Origin of the sequence: Arthrobacter sp. HMWF013 (genome assembly GCF_003061105.1) — a bacterium.
Classification (GTDB): domain Bacteria; phylum Actinomycetota; class Actinomycetes; order Actinomycetales; family Micrococcaceae; genus Arthrobacter.
In genome coordinates this window covers 1-18,049 of sequence record NZ_QAIQ01000143.1, presented here as the reverse complement: position 1 = coordinate 18,049, position 18,049 = coordinate 1, and the positions used below count along the sequence as shown (strand labels likewise).

The 18,049-nt window shown below is 65.2% G+C and carries 15 protein-coding genes; 3 read left to right on the top strand and 12 right to left on the bottom strand.

Going from position 1 to position 18,049, the window contains the following annotated elements:
• Positions 1-15: 15 nt before the first annotated feature.
• The 5 genes from DBR22_RS06720 to DBR22_RS06700 all read right to left on the bottom strand — a co-directional run bounded on the left by DBR22_RS06720 (position 16) and on the right by DBR22_RS06700 (position 5,559).
• Complete coding sequence (locus tag DBR22_RS06720) at positions 16-918, bottom strand: ABC transporter permease subunit (RefSeq protein ID WP_181365068.1); 903 nt, start codon at positions 916-918, stop codon at positions 16-18.
• A gap of 3 nt (positions 919-921) precedes the next feature.
• On the bottom strand, positions 922-1,866 hold the full coding sequence (locus DBR22_RS06715; RefSeq protein WP_108598364.1) for an ABC transporter ATP-binding protein: 945 nt from the start codon (positions 1,864-1,866) through the stop codon (positions 922-924).
• A gap of 156 nt (positions 1,867-2,022) precedes the next feature.
• Positions 2,023-3,519 (bottom strand): bifunctional phosphatase PAP2/diacylglycerol kinase family protein, encoded by a 1,497-nt coding sequence (locus DBR22_RS06710; protein ID WP_108598363.1) that lies wholly within the window; start codon positions 3,517-3,519, stop codon positions 2,023-2,025.
• Between the two features lie 76 nt (positions 3,520-3,595).
• Positions 3,596-4,789 carry an MFS transporter gene (locus tag DBR22_RS06705; protein WP_181365067.1) on the bottom strand — a complete coding sequence of 398 codons (1,194 nt, stop codon included), beginning with the start codon at positions 4,787-4,789 and terminating at the stop codon, positions 3,596-3,598.
• Positions 4,786-5,559 (bottom strand): DeoR/GlpR family DNA-binding transcription regulator, encoded by a 774-nt coding sequence (locus DBR22_RS06700; RefSeq protein WP_108598362.1) that lies wholly within the window; start codon positions 5,557-5,559, stop codon positions 4,786-4,788. Before DBR22_RS06700 ends, DBR22_RS06705 begins: the two co-directional genes overlap by 4 nt.
• Before the next feature lie 89 nt (positions 5,560-5,648).
• Between DBR22_RS06700 and DBR22_RS06695 the strand changes: the two genes are divergently transcribed.
• Positions 5,649-5,993 carry a toxin-antitoxin system YwqK family antitoxin gene (locus tag DBR22_RS06695; RefSeq protein ID WP_108598361.1) on the top strand — a complete coding sequence of 115 codons (345 nt, stop codon included), beginning with the start codon at positions 5,649-5,651 and terminating at the stop codon, positions 5,991-5,993.
• Between the two features lie 111 nt (positions 5,994-6,104).
• On the opposite strand, the gene DBR22_RS06690 is transcribed toward DBR22_RS06695, so the two are convergent.
• From DBR22_RS06690 to DBR22_RS06665, 7 genes are all read right to left on the bottom strand, one after another.
• Entirely contained in the window at positions 6,105-7,787 is a 1,683-nt protein-coding gene (locus tag DBR22_RS06690; RefSeq protein ID WP_108598360.1) for an ABC-F family ATP-binding cassette domain-containing protein, read from the bottom strand.
• A gap of 43 nt (positions 7,788-7,830) precedes the next feature.
• Complete coding sequence (locus DBR22_RS06685) at positions 7,831-9,819, bottom strand: penicillin-binding transpeptidase domain-containing protein (protein ID WP_108598359.1); 1,989 nt, start codon at positions 9,817-9,819, stop codon at positions 7,831-7,833.
• A gap of 99 nt (positions 9,820-9,918) precedes the next feature.
• A complete protein-coding gene (locus DBR22_RS06680) occupies positions 9,919-11,358 on the bottom strand; it encodes a phytoene desaturase family protein (protein ID WP_108598358.1) in 1,440 nt (479 codons plus the stop codon).
• Positions 11,351-12,817 (bottom strand): glycosyltransferase family 87 protein, encoded by a 1,467-nt coding sequence (locus DBR22_RS06675; protein WP_181365066.1) that lies wholly within the window; start codon positions 12,815-12,817, stop codon positions 11,351-11,353. Before DBR22_RS06675 ends, DBR22_RS06680 begins: the two co-directional genes overlap by 8 nt.
• Positions 12,818-12,890: 73 nt before the next feature.
• Entirely contained in the window at positions 12,891-13,034 is a 144-nt protein-coding gene (locus tag DBR22_RS23735; RefSeq protein WP_181365065.1) for a hypothetical protein, read from the bottom strand.
• Between the two features lie 558 nt (positions 13,035-13,592).
• On the bottom strand, positions 13,593-14,177 hold the full coding sequence (locus DBR22_RS06670) for a histidine phosphatase family protein (protein WP_108598356.1): 585 nt from the start codon (positions 14,175-14,177) through the stop codon (positions 13,593-13,595).
• Positions 14,174-15,700: a CCA tRNA nucleotidyltransferase gene (locus tag DBR22_RS06665; RefSeq protein ID WP_108598355.1), complete on the bottom strand. Its 1,527-nt coding sequence runs from the start codon at positions 15,698-15,700 to the stop codon at positions 14,174-14,176. The genes DBR22_RS06670 and DBR22_RS06665 overlap by 4 nt, the downstream gene beginning before the upstream one ends.
• A 207-nt stretch (positions 15,701-15,907) precedes the next feature.
• On the opposite strand from DBR22_RS06665, the gene DBR22_RS06660 reads away from it, so the two are divergent.
• Positions 15,908-16,408: an NUDIX hydrolase gene (locus DBR22_RS06660; protein ID WP_108598354.1), complete on the top strand. Its 501-nt coding sequence runs from the start codon at positions 15,908-15,910 to the stop codon at positions 16,406-16,408.
• Positions 16,409-16,468: 60 nt separating this feature from the next.
• On the top strand, positions 16,469-18,049 hold a 1,581-nt coding region (murJ, locus tag DBR22_RS06655), incomplete at its 3' end, for a murein biosynthesis integral membrane protein MurJ (RefSeq protein WP_108598353.1).

The following is an 18,049-nucleotide window of genomic DNA, read 5'->3' as shown; positions in this document are numbered from 1 at the left end:
CCTGTGCGCTGCCTCTTAGACGTCGCGTTTCTTGAGCACGACGGCGGCGACAACCACCGGGATGACCACCCAGGCGCCGAGGACCAGGGCAGCCTGCCACGCCTCGAGCGTGTCGGGTACGTGCTGCACGGCCGTCATGGGCTCCACCGTGTTGCCGGGCAGGTACTTGCGGGTCTGGACGAAGAAGTCTCCCGGAATCAGCTGGAACGCGATCGGAGCGACGAAGAACAGGCCCACCAGGGTCATGATGCCGCCCGCGGAATTCCGGAGCAAGGTGCCCAGCGCCATGCCGATGGCGGCAACAGCGGCCACGTAAGCACTGTTGATCAGCAGCATCTTCACTGACTGCGAGCTGGAAAGGTCCAGGTTCAGGTCGTAGTTGTCCAGGATCGGCACGGACACAAGACCCGCCACGTACACGGACAGTGCGGTGACAATGAATGCGGTGACCATGACCACCAGCAGCTTCGCGACGAAGGCCGGCGTCCGCTTGGGTACTGCGGCGAAGGTGGAGCGTGCCATTCCGGTGGTGAACTCCGAGCTCATCAGCAGCACCCCAAGGGAGCCCAGAATCAGCTGTGCGAAGGCGATACCGGACGTTGGCACACCGACGGCGATGTCCCCGCCCTGGGCGGCAAAGGCAGCGGCGGCCTCCGGGTCATTCAGGGCCTGCTCGGCAAACTGGCCGGTTCCCCACGCGGATAGGGCACCGAAGCCCACCACAACCAGGACGGTGCAGGCAAGGAGGATGAGCGTGGAAAGCAAGGTACGGAACTTGATGAACTCGGAGTTGAGCACCCGGGGGAAAGAGGGGCCGGGGCCTGTGCTGGTGCCATCGCCAGGCAGTTGACCGGCCAGGGCTGCGCCGGCGTGCGCTCCGCGGCGGGAGGGGTTGGGTTCGAGGGTGGTTGAGCTCATGGCTTAGTTGCCTCCGGCCTGGACGGGAGCGTCGGCGCCCGTGGTGATCAGCGAGTGGTATTCGACCTCGTCCTTGGTCAGTTCCATATAGGCTTCCTCAAGGCTGGCCTGCAGCGGGGTGAGTTCGTAGATCATGGTGTGGCTCTCGAGCGCTGTCCGGGCGATCTGGCGGGGATCGAGGCCGGTCACCTCAAGCAGTTCGTTGTCCTGGAGCTCCACGGAAACACCTTCGCCGGCGAGCAGCCGCATCAGCTGTTCGGGCTGGTCGGTGCGGACCCTGGTGCGGATCATGCCCTTGCCGTTGATGATGTCTGTAATGGGCGCATCGGCAATGATCCGGCCGCGGCCGATCACGATCAGGTGGTCTGCGGTGAGTGCCATTTCGCTCATCAGGTGGCTGGAGAGGAAGACGGTGCGTCCCTCGGAGGCCAGGTACTTGACCAGGTTCCGGACCCAGACAACACCCTCCGGGTCCAGGCCGTTGACGGGCTCGTCCAGGATGATGGTCTGCGGATCGCCGAGCAGGGCCGCGGCAATCCCAAGCCGCTGCCCCATGCCGAGCGAGAAGCCGCCCACCTTTTTCCTTGCCACCTCGGTGAGCCCTGTCATTTCAATGACGTCGTGCACCCGTTTTTTCGGAATGCTGTGCGTTGCGGCCATGGCCAGCAGGTGGTTGTAGGCCGAGCGGCTCGTGTGGACTGCCTTGGCATCGAGCAGGGCCCCGACGTCGCGAAGCGGCGCTGCATGGCGGGTGAACGGTGAACCGTTGACGGTCACCGTGCCCGACGTCGGCCGGTCCAGTCCCATGATCATGCGCATGGTTGTTGACTTGCCGGCGCCGTTGGGGCCGAGGAAACCGGTAACCCGGCCGGCCTCGACAGTGAAATTGACTCCGGCGACGGCGGTTTTCTCGCCGAAAACCTTTGTCAGGCCTTTTGCCTCAATCATGGACGTGTTCCTTCGAATGGCAGCCGGACGGCTGCGGGATGGCTGAAAGGATGGTGATTACTGTCCACGCTACCCATGACGCAGGCCGATTTCGTGCGACTCAGGGATGAATCAGGGTCGAATCAGGGTTTGTCCAACGTCATGATCAGGGGCGGTTCATGGCCGGGGCGAGTAGTAGGCCAGTGCTTGCTGTTTGACCCGGATCCGCACGCTCCGCACGCCCGCCACCGCTTCGCCGTCGACCGCCAGAACCATGGGGGACCCGTCTGCCTCAATCCGGACCTCTGATGCCTCCCGCAGGTGTGTGATCCTTGACGTCGCCACCGTTCCGGTCAGCACCGACCACAGCAGGCGCAGTCGGGCAAAGTGCTCGTCAGCGGTGATCATCCGGACATCAAGGACCGAGTCGTCCAGCACTGGCCGCAACAGCGGCGCGTGGTCGCGTGGGTAGTAGCGTCCGCGCCCAACGTAGGCGATCCACACCTTGTGCTTCACACCGTCCACGGTCAAGGTGGTGGGAGTTCCCGCCGCGAAGGTACGGAACATGGCCACAACACCTGCCAGCGGTTTGCCGAGCGCCGGCTGCAGCTGTTCCCTCCGCCGGACCAGGTTGGGGTACAGGCCGATACTTGCCGTATTCAGCATGATGTGTTCGGCGGTCTCCGGGTTGCCTGCCAGCCCCCGCTCCACGGTCACCATGCCAACGTCGGCGCGGGCCGCCTCGCCGCGGGTTGCTGCAGCCACGGCCTCCTGGAGGCTGCCGGTTCCGGCGTCCCGGGCAAAGTGGTTCAGCGTCCCGCCGGGAAGGACCAGCAAGGGGAGGGAACGCTCGACGGCGGCAGCGGCCGCCGTGCCAACGGTTCCGTCACCACCCCACACGCCCAAGGCCACCGTCTCAGGGCGGTCGACGAGTTTCACAATTGCTTCTTCCAGAGCCTCGTCCGGCTTGACCGTCTCTATATGCGCCTTCGGGAATACGTCTTGGAGGGCGCCGGCGGTTTGCTCTGTGAAGGCACCGCCAAGCGTGTTCACCACGATGCCGAGGCCTGCGCCGTCGGGGAGTTCGGGCGCCTCCGTCCAACTGCGTGCAGTGGCCGGAAACGGCGGGCGGACCGGCCACCACTTGCGGGTGATCAGGGCAGCCCCCGCACCAATGGCTGATCCGAAGATGACGTCCGACGGCCAGTGGGCCCCGGTATGCACCCGGGAATAGGCGACGCCGGCCGCGAGCGGGGCCAGCGCCGCTCCCAGGCCGGGGTGGATGAGTCCCGCGCCCACCGCGAAGGCAACGGCTGATGCAGAGTGTCCGGACGGCATGGAGGAACTGGTGGGCTGGGGGTGCACAAACCGGAAAACCGGCAGGTGCTCCGGGAGGGGGCGGGTACGCGGGAGCAGGGTCTTGAATCCGAGGTTGGTGACCGCAGAGGCAACCGCCTGCGCGATCAGGCCGTGCAAAGCGGCCCGCCGCGGCTTTCCGGGAAAGGCAGCCATCACGGCAGCCGCCCCCATCCACAACTTGCCGTGGTTCGCGGAGGCTGACAGGCGGCGGAAGAAGGTGTCGTGGTCACCGCCCGGGAAGGACGACACCCTGCGGACCAGGTACCGGTCCAAGCGGCTGATCTGGCCCGGTCCCTTGCGCCATACTCTGTGCATCTCCCCACCCTACTGCGGAGGGGGAGCAGTGCCCCGCAGTGCCGTGCCGTGGGCGGGCGCTCCGTCCGGAGGGCCCCTACTTCGAGGTCAGTGGCTTCGCTGCGCCCGCGAGGAGCAGCGCCACCAGGATCGGCGCCAGGATGGCCAGCAGCGCCAGATGGATGCCGGTGAGATCGCCCAGGTAGCCCAGCAGCGGCGGTCCGGCGAGGAACGAGACATACCCCAGCGTGGATACAACCGAAACGCGGGCAGCCGCATGCTTCGGATCGTCGGCAGCCGCGGACATTCCCATGGGGAAGGCAAGTGCTGCGCCGACGCCCCACAGGGCGGCGCCGATGGCAGCGAGCCACACGTTCCCGGCGAGTACAAACAAACCCAGGCCGGCCGCTGCTGCCCCCATGCTGGCGCGGAGCACCGCGACGCGTCCAAACTTGTCGATGACCCGGCCGCCGAAGAACCTCATGGCCGTCATGGCCAGGACAAACAGGGCGAACATCAGGGCGCCGGTGGATTCTGAGGTTCCCAGCCCGTCGACGGTTGCCTTGGCGATCCAGTCGTTTCCTGCACCTTCGGTCAGGGTTGCGCCGAGAACCACCACACCGATCAGCAGGGTCCGGCTGTCACGCCAGGCGGATCCCGTTGGAGCCTTGGGTTCACCGTCGGCAGGGGCCGCCGCAGGCATGTGGGGGAGGAAATAGCGGGGAGCAATCAGCGCCACGATGACCACGGCACCGGCGATGACCAGCAGGTGGAGCGGAAGGCCAACGCCGATGCTCGAGAGCCCGGCGCCGATCAGCGCCCCCACAAAGGCCCCGCCGCTGAAGGCTGCGTGGAACTGGGGCATGATGGTCCGCCGCAACTTGTGCTCGACATCGGCTCCCTCAATGTTCTGGGAAACGTCCCACAAGCCGATGCCAATGCCAAAGAAGAACAGGGCAACGGCGGTGCCCACCACCGATTCCATTGACAGGGAGAGCGCAATCCCCACGCCGGCCAGGGCTGCCACTACGCCGGCGGAGCGAACAGCGTTCGCGGTGCCGATCCTTCCCACCACAAGTCCCGCCGTCGGAAGCGCAAGCAGCGAGCCGATGGCCGTGCACAGGAGCAGCGTGCCCATCTGGCCGGAGGTCAGGTGCAGTGTTTCGGTGACGGCAGGAATACGTGCGGCCCAACTGGCGAAAACGAAGCCATTGACTCCGAAGACCACAAACGTGGCGGCGGCCGCTGCCCGGAGGGAGGGCCCGGCCGTGGTGCTGGTGTTGATGCTCATGCTTTGACTACTTCCACCGATAGCTTGTTAAGGTGTGCGCGCTCATCCGCACTGAAATCTTTGTCCGTCACGATCACGTCCACTGCCTCAAGGGCAGCAATCATTGCCACGCCGCTAGCATTCCACTTGGAACCGGCGCCGGCCACAATGAGCCTGCCCGATGATTCAAGGCCCGCCCGCTTCACTGCTGCATCCTCAAGATCATGGGCCAGCAGGCCGTCCCTGAAGTTCACCGCGCAGGGCGTCACCACCGCCGTGTCGAACCGGAGGGAACGGATGTTGGACTCCGCCAGGGGACCTCGGAAGCACAGTTCCCCGGGGACCAGGCTCCCCCCGGGCAGAAGCAGCGCGGGACGGTGCCCGGCATCGCCGCCGTCACCTGTCACCGCATTCAGCGCACGCACCGACGTCGGCATCAGGGTGAGCTCCCGGCCCCGCAGGGCCTTGGCGATTTCCGTTGCAGTACTGCCGCTGTCCAGCCACACATGTTCCCTGTCGCCCAACAACCCGGATACGGCCGTCGCGATGCGGCTCTTGACATCGCGGTCTTCTAGTTCGCGTTGCCCGTACCCCGGGTTCTCACCACGGCCGATCAGGCTCTTGGCGCCACCATGGACCCGACGGAGAACCCCGTTGGCCGCGAGCACCTCAAGGTCGCGGCGGATCGTGGCGCCGGAGGCTTCGCATGCTGCCACCAGCTCATCCACGCTCACCTCGGTCCGTTGCCTCAGCAACTCACCGATCAGCCGGTGGCGCTCGTCTGTTTTCATGCTTATATGCTAACCAATCTTGATCATTTAATCATTTCCGTGATTGCGCCGGGTCCCCTCTTCCCCAGCGCCGGGAGTAGGGTTTGGCTATGGCGGAGGAATTGTTCAAAGACGGCAAGTTATCCGGAACCGGCGGGTACCTGGACGGGGAAAGGCAGGGGCGCTGGACTTTTTACTACCGGAACGGCCAGGTCAAAGCTGAGGTGGGTTATCAGAAGGGCCAGTTGGACGGACCCTGCACCTGGTACCGCGAGGGCGGCGGCCTGCTGCAGAAGGGCGGGTTCAGAGATGGCAAGCAGGACGGGTTCTGGCAGCGCTGGCACAGCACAGGTGAACTGCTGGACGAAGGGACGTACGACGTCGGCCGGAAGGAAGGCGAGTGGGTCACCTACGCCCCGGACGGCTCCGAAACCAAGCGCAAGGTCTTCAAGTAGCCCGACCCGGTCCCCAACGCTCTCTCACTTAATGAGGGAAATTTCCCATCCCTCTCTCACTATTGAGAGAGGGATGGGACAAAAGCCGCATTAAATGAGAGAGCGTCGGGGCTAGCGGGCGCGCTGCACCCGCTTTTCGTCCCAGACGGGTTCGGCGGATTCGTAGACGCGGCCGTCGGAGCCGAAGACCAGGAAGCGGTCGAAGGTCCGGGCGAACCACCGGTCGTGAGTGACGGCCAGGACAGTCCCCTCAAAGTGGTCGATGGCCTTCTCCAGCGCCTCGGCGGAGTGCAGGTCCAGGTTGTCGGTCGGCTCATCGAGAAGCAGCAGCGTGGCACCCGAAAGCTGCAGCAGCAGGATCTGGAACCTGGCCTGCTGCCCTCCGGAGAGGGATTCATACTTCTGCTCGGACTGGCCCGCCAGGCCATAACCGTCCAGTGCGCCGGCGGCGGCCTCACGGCCCAGCCCGGACCGGTGTTCGTCGCCGCGGTGCAAAATCTCCAGCAGTGTCTTGCCGAGAAGGTCCGGACGGACGTGGGTCTGCGCAAAGAAGCCGGGCCGGATCCGGGCGCCGAGCTTCACGGTGCCTTCGTGCGGCACCTCGGCGATCTCGACGTCGGATACGGGGACGTGCTCCTTCTCCGGGTCCGTGCCGCCGGTGGCGAGCAGGCGCAGGAAGTGGCTCTTGCCGGAACCGTTCGATCCGAGCACACCCACGCGGTCGCCGAACCAGACCTCGGTGGAGAACGGATCCATCAGTCCGGTCAGCTCCAGCTTTTCCGCCACGATGGCGCGTTTGGCAGTCCGGCCGCCCTTGAGGCGCATCTTGACGTTCTGCTCAATGGGAAGTGCCTCGGGAGGACCCACTTCCAGGAATTTTGCCAGCCGGGTCTGGGCCGCGTGGTAGCGGTTGGCCATGTCCGAGCGGAAGGCGGCCTTGTTCTTGTACATGTTGACGAGTTCCTTGAGCTTGATGTGCTCCTCGTCCCAGCGTTTGCGCAACTCCTCGAAGCGGGCGTTGCGGTCCGCGCGCGCGTCCACGTAGGAACCGAAGCCGCCGCCGTGCACCCAGGCGCCGGCGCCGTTGATGCCGGGTTCCAGGGTGACGATGCGCCCTGCGGCGTTGTTCAGCAGTTCGCGGTCATGGCTGATGAAGAACACGGTCTTCCTGGACTCGTTGAGCTTGTCCTCGAGCCAGCGTTTGCCGGGGACGTCAAGGTAGTTGTCCGGTTCGTCCAGGAGCAGGAGTTCGTCGGGGCCGGCAAACAGGGCTTCGAGCACCAGCCGCTTCTGCTCGCCACCGGAGAGGCTCGACGCCGGCCTGTGCTGTGCCCGGTCGAACGGCAGGCCCAGCGCCGCCATGCAGACCTCGTCCCAGACGGTCTCCACGTCGTAACCGCCGGCATCTCCCCAATCCACGATGGCCTGGGCGTAGCGCATCTGCGATGGTTCGTCGTCGTGCTCCACCATGGCGAGCTCTGCCTCATCCACCTCCTTGGCCGCCGCGGCCAGAGCCGGCGGCGCCGCAGAGACCAGCAGGTCCCGGACCGTGGACTCATCCCGGACCTGGCCCACGAACTGGCGCATGATGCCCATGTTCCCGGAGCGGCCGATCACGCCTTCATCAGGGACCAGATCGCCGGCGATGATCCGGAACAGCGTGGTCTTCCCGGTGCCGTTGGGGCCGATCAGCGCCGTTTTGGTGCCGTCCGGGACCTTGAACGTCACGCCGTTGAGCAGCTGCGTGCCATCGGAAAGGAAGTAGTCAATGCCGGAAATGTCTATGTGGGCCACGCCAACAATCTTCCCACGCCCGGCTGCCGGCGCTTTCCGGCGGTCAGCCGGCCGCGGTCAGGAACTGCTTGAGCAAGGGCCCCGAGGTGGTGGCCCCGAGCCCCCCATCCTCGACGAACACTGCGACGGCGAGGTCCCCGTGCACGGCAACAATCCAGGCGTGCGTCTTGGGCGGGTTCTCCTTGCCGAACTCTGCCGTTCCGGTCTTTGCACCAACGGGCGCTCCGGGAACGCTGGACAGGAATCCTGCGTGGCCCGAGGTCACCACGGCCCGCATCATGTCGGCCAGTGCAGCCGCTTCGGCAGCGGTGACCGGTTGGCCGGATGCCTGGGACGGCGCTTCGGGGGTAACGCCCGACGACGGCGACGCGGCATCCGCCGTCGGCTCACCGGGAGTCCCTCCCGCGGCAGCACCGGCGTCGGGGTTCAGGACAAGCTGCGGTGAGACGGGGGAGCCCTTGGCCACGGATCCAGCCATGATGGCCGCTGCCAGGGGCGAGACCAGGACCTTTCCCTGGCCGATCATTGAGGCCGCGTGTTCAGTCCCCGCAGCTTCCCCCGGAACCGAGCCGAGGAAGGCGGCGGCACCCAGCGAAGGCGCCTCCACGGCAACCCCCATGGCCATCGCTGCTGCCTCAAGCTGTGCCTGGGAGACGGAATCGCGGGCTGCGATGAAGGCCGTGTTGCAGGAGTGGGCAAAGGCGTCGCGGAGTGTGACCGAGCCCAGGGAGCTTTCAGGGTAGCCCTCCGCATTCTTGAAGGTCCGGCCGTCCACGGTGAGCGTGGGGGTGCATTCAACCTTCGAATCCGGGGTGAGGCCGTTGCGGAGCATCGCGAGCGAATCCACCATCTTGAAGGTAGATCCCGGGGCGTACTGGCCGAGCATCGCTGTGTTGTAGCCATTGCTTCCGGGGCCGGAGGCGGCCGCCAGAACGGCACCGTTGGAGGGGCGAAGGGCCACGATGGCCGACGCCGGACCCACGCCGGCGAGCGTGCTCTCGGCCAGCGCCTGCAGGTTCGGGTCCAGCGTGGTTTTCAGGGGAGTTCCCGGCGTGGGAGCGACCTCGAAGACCACCCGGCGGGGATCGGTTGCCGCCGCCTGGATCTGTTCAGAGGTGAGATCGGCCCGCTGTGCGCGGATCACCACGGCGTCAGTGCCGCGGAGCTGCGCGTCGTACTGCTGCTGCAGTCCACCGATTCCGGTGATGTCTCCGGCGGTGAGTGCGCCGGCTGACGCTTCGATCTGTTCGGCGTTGGCCTCACCTACGGTGCCAAGGACTGCCCGGGCGAAGGTCCGGCTGGGCGCCAAAGGCTGGGTTGCCGGGATGGCACGGGCGCCGGGGATGGCCTGGATCTGCTGGTCCGTGATGGTCCGGCCTTCTTCACGGAGAGTGATGGCGATGACGAAAGCTTCAGCACCCGACGCCGCGACCTGCTGGGTGTACGCTGCGGGGTCCACCCCGACCAGCTCCGCCAGCTGGGTTGCCGAAGCCGCCGGATCAGCTGCACCCAGCTGCGGCTTATCAATCCCCACGTTCACCACTGGGCGGTAGGTAACCAGCTTCGCGTCGCCGGCGCCCAGGATGTCGGCCCGCTGTGGCGACTGGCTGCCCTTGCTGAGGATTTCATTGTCGTTGAGGCCCGGAACCAGGGATGCCGGGTTCCAGACTGTCAGCCACTTGTCGCCGGATTTCGTGAATTTGGCGGAGACGGTGTATTTCCACTCTCCCGAAGCGATCTTCCACGTGTAGTCCAAGGGGACGCTGGCCGTGTCGCCATCCAGGGTAAGTTCGCCTGCGGCCACCGTTGGCCGGTCCGGCTCCAACGCTTTGAACACGTCCTGGACCTGCTGGCTGGCTACGGCCGAATCCTTGCCATCAAACGGTACAGAGCCGACGTCGAGAGTGGACATGGCTGCTGCAAACTGTTTCGCCGCATTCTCGGCACCCCCTCTGCCGTCGTCGCAGGCAACCAGGGAGGCACCGAGGATGAATACAGCTATGGCAAGTGAAAGTTTCTTTGAGTTCCCCACGGCGCTATTATGCCCCCTTTTTGGAATGCGCTTGCTGACCAGACGTGGGAGGGGCCCCGGACCAACAACGCGGACCCCCGGCTGTCCGGTGGAGGCGGCTCAGAGCCCCAGCGCCGGAACACCACGCCCAAATATGTCTTTCAGGGCATACTTAGCGGCGAAGAAGCCGGGCATGCCTGTCACGCCGGGGCCTGGCGGTGTGGATGAGGAACACAGATACACGCCAGGCAATGGCGTGCGCCATGGGACGCGGGAGAGGACGGGCCGCTGGAGAAGTCCCCGCATGTCCATGATTCCCGCACTGAAATCTCCGCCGACATAATTCCGGTTGTAGTTGGCCAGGCCGGCCGCTGTGGTGACATGTGTCTGCACCACCACGTCGCGGAAGCCCGGCGCGAAGCGCTCCAGCTGGGCTGTGACGGCTTCGCTCATATCCCTGTCCGAGCCTGCCGGAACGTGGCAGTATGCCCACAGGGTGTGGCGCCCGGCCGGGGCCCGGCTGCCGTCAAAACGGGATGGTTGGGCAACCAGTACGTAGGGGCGCCCGGGATGCTTTCCTGCAGACACTTCGTTTTCCGCCTGGGCTACTTCCGCCCGGGTGCCGCCCACATGAACCGTTCCGGCGTCGGCGAGTTCTTTGGCAGCCCAGGGGACCGGACCGGACAGGATGTAGTCCACCTTGCAGGACCCGTTGCCGTATCGGAATGACTCCAGGGACCTCCGGTACTTCCCGGGCAGTTGGTCGCCGGCGATGTTGAGCAGTCCCTGCGGGGCTACGTCCAGCAAGGTAACCCGCGCACTCTGAAGCTGTCCGAGGTTGTCGATGGGCACATCGGTGTGGATTATTCCGCCGTGGGCGCGGATGTCATCTGCCAGTGCCCCCGCAATGGCGGCAGAGCCGCCCAGCGGGATAGGCCAGCCCTGCCCATGTGCCAGGGCTGTGAGCATCAGGCCTGCCCCCGCCGCAGCCAGCGAGGGCAGGTGCGAGACGGCATGGGCAGCCACGCCACTGAGCAGGGCGGGCGCCAGCGGCTCCTTGAAGCGGGCGTTCCACAGCGGAGAGCCCTGTTCGAGGGTGCGCATCCCGAAGAGCGCCGCAGCCAGGGGGTTCCTGGGGACCCGGAGCAGCTGGTGCTGGGTGAAGTCCATGACCCCGTCGATCCGGCTGACCAGCGGGCCAAGAAGCCGGCGGTAGGCTGCACCGTCCCTGCCCAGGCCTTCGGCGGTCCGTTCCAGGGAGTGATAGCCCAGGGCAGCCCGGCCGCCGTCGAGGGGTGACCCGAAGGCAAGCTCCGGAACCGCGAGCTCGATCCTGCGTGCCAGCTCGAAAGCGCGGAAGAAGGGTGAGGCCAGAGCCATGGGGTGGACCGCCGAGCAGATGTCATGGAGGTGCCCGGGCTGCATCAGCTCGGAGGTGCGGGTACCGCCACCGATGGTGCCGGCGGCCTCAAAGATCTCGACCGAGAGTCCGGCCCGGGCCATCACGGCAGCGGCGGCAAGCCCGTTGGGGCCGGCACCCACGACGGCGACGTCAGGCATGCCGCTTCTCCCGCCAGGGGAGGATTGCCCGGGAGGGATGCCGGGGATTGATGCGCAGCCAATCGGGCAGGGCCTCGTACGGTCCGCCCTGCGGGTCATCGACGTCGTGGCGGCGGATGGGATCGTAGGTGGGGTCATAAATGTCCCAAACGACCCTGAGCATCAGATATGCCGTAGCGAGCATATGGGCTGCAACCGCCAGGACGTAGTACGGCATATCGATATTGTGCTGCGAGGTCCCCTGGCTTGTCACTTGGCCAAGGTACATCCAGATAGCAACCCAGTGAAAGGCCTCGACGCCTTGCCAGACGAGGAAGTCCCGCCACCGCGGCCGCGCCAAAGCCACAAGCGGGATCAGCCAGAGCACAAACTGGGGTGAGTAGACCTTGTTGGTCAGAATGAATGCTGCCACGATCAGGAATACCAGCTGGGCCAGCCGCGGCCGCCGGGATGCGGTGAGGGCCAGCAGCGCTATAAGGAGGCAGGCCAGGAGGAAGAGCGATACGGCCAGCCAATTGATGACCGCGGCGTCCAGGACCGTCCAGCGGAGCCGGCGGGCCACCAGGTTGTAGGCGTACCAGAGCGAACCGTAGCCCGCTTCCCTGTTGCCCGGAAAACCAAAGGAATGACCCCAGCTGGACGGGTTGGCGAGGACGATGGGAGCGTTGACCGCCAGCCAGGCACCTGCGGCGGCCGCTGAAGTCACCAGGAACGGGCGGATCCGCCCGGTACGCAGCGCCAGCAGGAGGATGGCAACCAGGATGAGGACGGCGTACAGCTTTGACGCCGCAGCAAGGCCGATCAGTACGCCCGCCAGGACCAGCCTGCCGCGTGAGAAGCACAGCATGGCCAGGGCCAGGAACCCCACGGCCCACATGTCCCAATTGATGGTCCCGGCCAGAACGATGCCAGGAGCCAGAGCCACCATCGCAGCATCCCAGGGGCGCCGCCGGGACATCCGGGCGGTGGCCAGCACCGTGACAACCCAGACTGCTGCGATCAGGGTCGCATTCGTATCGAAGTAGCCCAGGACCCGCGTATCGGAAACACCCTCACCCGGGATCAGCCAGGCGGTCGCCCCGGCTATGAGTCCAACCAGGACAGGATCGTCAAAAATGCTTCCCTGGCTCAAAAACGGGAACGTGCCCTCGCCCAGTCCGCGGTTCCTGAAGTAGTCCGGAAAATCCGAGTAACAGGTGGAATAGAACTGTCCGGGCGTTTCCCAGCCGTTGGCCCGGCAATAGCCTTTGATGGCGATGCCGGCCAATGCTGCCAGCACCGTCAGGATGATCAGCACGCGCTCCACGGTAAACACGCCGGGGGAGACGATGCCCGGCGCCGATCGGGCTCCCAGCGGTCCGCCAATCAGCTCCGTGAAGTTCCTCAGCAGCAGGTCACTGCGGCTCGGCACCACCAGGCGGGCGCGCCTGGGGAGTCGCGGCGGCTTCGTCTCCTGCATGACTCAGAGCTTACCGGGGTGGTGCCCTGGGAGACCGTGAAAATGTGATCAGGGCACCGGCGGTTTCCGGGCTTCAGCGCAGGCCGGCCCTTTGCTGGTGCATCAGGACAAAAACGTCGTCGCGCCGTTGGTCCAGCAGCCGCCCGTTGAATTGGCGGCGCTCAGTGCGGACAGGAACGCGCAGCCTCAACAGCGCCCTCTTGATTTTCTTGATCATTGTATTACCTCCTTTCCGATGGAAATGGGCATGGCAAATAAAGCCAACTAAAGCCAGATAAAAGTCGGCCTAATTCAGGCAAAGAAATGCCCGGTGTTAATGAGTGGTTTGCAAAAGCGCAATGGGGCCGCGGAAATAGCGTGGTGCAGCGCCCAACAGGAAGCACGGTTCCGAATTATGGGGTTGCTGCGTCACCGCATGGGCCGCTGCGCAGTGCGCCGGCGCACGCCAACAGGTGGTGGAAGGCGCTTCCCGCTCCAGTGGTTCCGCCACAAAGGCGGACTCAGGTGCTGGGGCTAGGAGGCAAGCACTCCTTGAAAGTGGCGCGCGAAAGCAGCAGGGGCCGGGGTGGCGGTGATGGTCATCTTCCATCCGCTAGTCAAAGTAATCATTGTCCCAACCTCCTTTTCTGCTCAGCCGTTGCACCAGCAGACTGGCCCGGCAACGCGCACCGCGACCCCGGCAGATCGCTCTGGGGTCAGGAATAAAATTACCCTACGAACACGGCTATGCGCTACATAATTCATAAACTTTTTTCAAGAAAGTTTATGAATGCCCTTATAGTCCCCAACGGACAATGGCGGGCGTCCTTTTGTCCCATCCCAAGGTGCAGACTTTTGCCGTGCCCAGGATGAAGTGGCGGCCTTCTGCGGGCGGCAATTCGAGCCACCGCGCAGTCAGGATCCGGGAGAAGTGCCCATGGGCCACAATCAGGACGTTATCCAGCCCCGATTCCAGCACCCGCGCCACGATCTTGTCCGCGCGGGCGGCCACCTCGTCCAGGGTTTCGCCGTTCGGCACCCCATGCGTCCAGATCAGGTAGTCAGGATTGTCCTTGCGGATGAGATCAGAGCTGATGCCCTCGTAATCGCCGTAGTTCCATTCAACGGACAGCGGTTCGTGCTGCGCGTCAGGGAACCCCGCCAGTTCAGCGGTCCGCCGCGCCCGCCGCAGTGGGGAGGTCAGCACGAGGTCGAAATCGACCGCATCGAGCACCTTCCGGGCCTCCACCGCCTGCTGCTCACCCTCCACGGTCAGGGGCAGATCAGTGAGTCCCGTGTATTGCCCGCTCTTGGACCATTCCGTCTCACCGTGGCGCATGATCCAGAGCTGGGGACGTGGCGCAAACATCGGGACGCTCATGTGGACTCCTTGTTCGGGGAAGGTTCGACGCCGGCAGCAGACGGTGCGGTCTCCGCTGGCTGGGGTGCGGGTTCGGTAAGGGGGGTGGATTCCGGCTGTTCGGCCCACCACGCCAGGAGCCGTGCCTGGGCATCTTCCGGCTGCAGGGGTCCGTGCTCCATCCGTTCCTCCAGCAGGTACTTATAGGCACGGCCAACAACGGGTCCCGGCCTGAGGTTCAGGATGGCCATGATTTGGGCGCCGTCCAGGTCGGGGCGCACAGCGTCAAGCGACTCCTGCTCCCGGAGCGTGGCGATCCTGTCTTCCAGGTCGTCGTAGGCGAACGCGAGGCGCTCGGCTTTGCGTTGGTTGCGGGTGGTGACGTCCGAGCGAGTCAGGCGGTGCAGCCGCTCCAGCAGAGGACCTGCGTCCGTGACGTAGCGCCTGACCGCGGAGTCGCTCCAGCCGGCCTCCCCGTAGCCGTAGAAGCGCATGTGCAGCTCCACCAGGCGGGCGACCGCTTTGACGGTGTCGTTGTCGAAGCGAAGCGTCTTCATCCGCTTTGCGGTCAATTTGGATCCCACCATGTCGTGGTGGCGGAAGCTGACCGCGCCGCCCGGTTCGAAGCGGCGCGTAGCCGGCTTGCCGACGTCGTGCATCAGCGCTGCGAACCGCAGCACAAAATCGGGAGCCGGCACGGCGCCGTCGGCATCGGTCTCCAAAGCGGCGGCCTGCTCCAGCACCTGGAGGGAGTGCTGGTACACGTCCTTGTGGCGGTGGTGCTCGTCGGATTCCAGCCGCAGGGCGGAGACTTCCGGCAACACGAATTCGGCGAGTCCGGTTTCCACCAGCAGGTCAACACCGGCCCGGGGGTGGGCACCGCAGATGAGCTTGACCAGTTCATCGCGCACGCGCTCCGCAGAGATGATGGTGATGCGTTCCGCCATCTGGGTCATGGCCAACCGGACGTCGTCGTGCACTGCTATACCCAGCTGCGAGGCAAACCGGGCGGCACGCATCATGCGGAGCGGGTCATCGGAGAAAGAGTCCTCGGGGGAGCCGGGTGTGGCAAGAACGGTGGCGTGGAGGTCCCGGACACCGCCGAACGGATCAACCAGTTCCAGGGAGGGGAGCTTCAATGCCATGGCGTTGATGGTGAAGTCCCGGCGCAGCAGGTCGTCGGTGAGCGAGGATCCGAAGGCCACCACGGGCTTGCGCGATTCAGGGTCATAGGCCTCGGCCCGGTAGGTGGTGATCTCGATCTGGAATCCGGCCTTGCGCATGCCGATGGTTCCGAAGGCGCGGCCGATCTCCCAGTAGTTGTCGGCCCATTTCCTGATGAGGGCCACGGTTTGGTCCGGGGTGGCGTCGGTGGTGAAGTCCAGGTCCGGCGACGTCCGGCCGAGGAAGAGGTCCCGCACCGGACCGCCCACCAGCGACAGCTCGTGGCCGGCGTCGACAAAGCGCTGCCCGAGTTCCAGGACCACCGGGTCTACCTGGAATTCGACAGTGTGGGAATCAGTCTTGTGATGTGCGTGCGCCATAGTTACTTAAGCTTGTCAGAAACCAGCGGCTTGGCAGGCCAAAATCCGGTCAAGATCGCGCGTATTCGCTCACAGGGCCGCAAACTGCGTCATACGCCGTCCATCTTGAAGTCATGTTCCGGTCATCATGAACGGGCAAGAGTCGTTAGAGTGGACTCCATGGCCCATCCCGTACCGAGCGCTCCCGGCAGGAGGACAAACGCACCGTTGCCATCGGCAATCGGTGCCCACGTCGCGCCCGCCTTGCACTCGGCGCCGGCCTCGCTCCCCACCGTTGAGGAAATTTCCGCCGGAGGCGTTGTGGTGGACACGTCCGACGCCGAACTCAGGGTTGCGATCATTGCCCGCCTTAACAGGGGCGGACGCCTGGAGTGGTGCCTTCCGAAGGGCCACCCGGAAGGCAAGGAAGACAACGAGCAGGCCGCGGTCCGCGAGATAGCCGAAGAAACAGGCATCGAGGGTGACATCCTGGCGCCGCTGGGCAGCATCGACTACTGGTTCACCGTGAGCGGCCACCGCGTCCACAAGACCGTCCACCACTATTTGCTCCGCGCCACCGGCGGCGAACTCACCATCGAGAACGATCCTGATCAGGAAGCCGTGGACGTGGCGTGGGTGCCCATCCGGGAGCTGGCGCGGAAACTCTCCTTTCCCAATGAACGCCGCATCGCTGACCTGGCCCGGGACGTCCTGCCGGAACACCTCTGACGCCTGTAGGCTCCCTGTCCGTTGCGGAACAAACCGCGTCCGGGTGAGACGATGAACTCGATGTCAGCTTCCAACTTCCCCTCCGATAAGGCGGGCCGCGCCGGGCAAACCGGGCCGGCCGCCGATCCGGCGGTTCCTGCCGGCCCTGCAACCGGGCCTGTGGCCGCGCCTGACGGCGATCCCGCGGTTCCCAGCGGTCCGAGCGAAACCCGCTCCAGCGCCATCATGGCGGCGGGGACCCTGGTCTCGCGTTTCCTTGGCTTCGGCAAGACGTGGATGCTGGGGGCCGCCCTGGGGCTGAGCTCCACTGTCAATGACACGTTCATCAACGCCAACAACCTGCCCAACCTGATTTTCCTGCTGGTGGCCGGCGGTGTATTCAACGCTGTGCTGGTCCCGCAGATCATTAAGGCAAGCAAGGCACCGGACAGGGGAGCGGACTACATCAGCCGCCTCCTCACCCTCGCCGTCCTCCTCCTCCTGGGCCTCACCGCCCTGGTCACCCTCGCGGCCCCCATGATCATCGACCTGACCACCCAGGGTTACTCACCCCCGCAGAAGGCGCTGGCGGTCGCCTTTGCCTTCTGGTGCCTGCCGCAGATCTTCTTTTACGGTCTCTACGCCCTCCTCACGCAGGTGCTCAACGCCAACGGCGCCTTCGGTCCCGCCATGTGGGCACCGATCCTGAACAACCTCGTGGCCATCGGCGGCCTGGGCATGTTCATCTGGATTTACGGCGCTAATGAGGTCAACCCGCACACCCTGGACAACTGGGGGCCGTCGCAGACGCTGTTCGTGGCCGGCTTCTCCACCATCGGCGTGGTGGCCCAGACCGCTATCCTGCTTATTCCGGTCTTCCGGCTCAGACTGGGCCTTCGTCCCAGGTTCGGCTGGCGCGGGGTGGGACTGGGCCAGGCCGCAAAGCTGAGCGTCTGGACATTGCTGACCGCCGCCGTCGGGCAGCTGGCATTCCTCTACGTCATGCGGATCGCCACCATCCCGGGTGCTGAACGCCTGCGCCTGGAGCGTGCGGGGGATCCTTCCGCTGACTTCCTGCCCGGAAACGCCGTCCTGGAGGTAGCCAGCCAGCTTTACCTGCTGCCGCACTCGATCATTGCGCTCTCGCTCGCCACTGTCCTCTTTAACCGGATGACCCGCGCCTCGCAGGACGGCAACAAGGCCGAGCTCCGTGATGCCCTGTCCCACGGACTCCGGACCATGGCCGTGGCCACGGTCTTTGGTGCCCTTGCCCTGTTTGCGCTGGCCGGCCCGCTGGGCATGTTCTTCTCGGGCGGTGACAGGCAGGACGGCGTGATGCTGGCGCAGACCCTGACCATCCTGGCGCTGAGCACCCCGTTCATGAGCGCCAACTTCATGATGTCCCGGGTGTTCTACGCCAATGAGGATGCCCGGACGCCGTTCTACGTCCAGCTCCTGCTTGCTGTCGTCTACGTGGCCGGTGCCTTCGGAATCCAGTTCCTGCCGGTGGGCCAGATCATTTACGCAATTGCCCTGCTGTACATGGTTGGCAACATCCTGTCAGTGGCCATCAGCGCCTACTTCCTCCGCCGGCTTCTGGGCCACCTCGACGGCCCCCGCATCGCCAACTCCTACATCCGGATGGGCTATGCGGCACTCGGC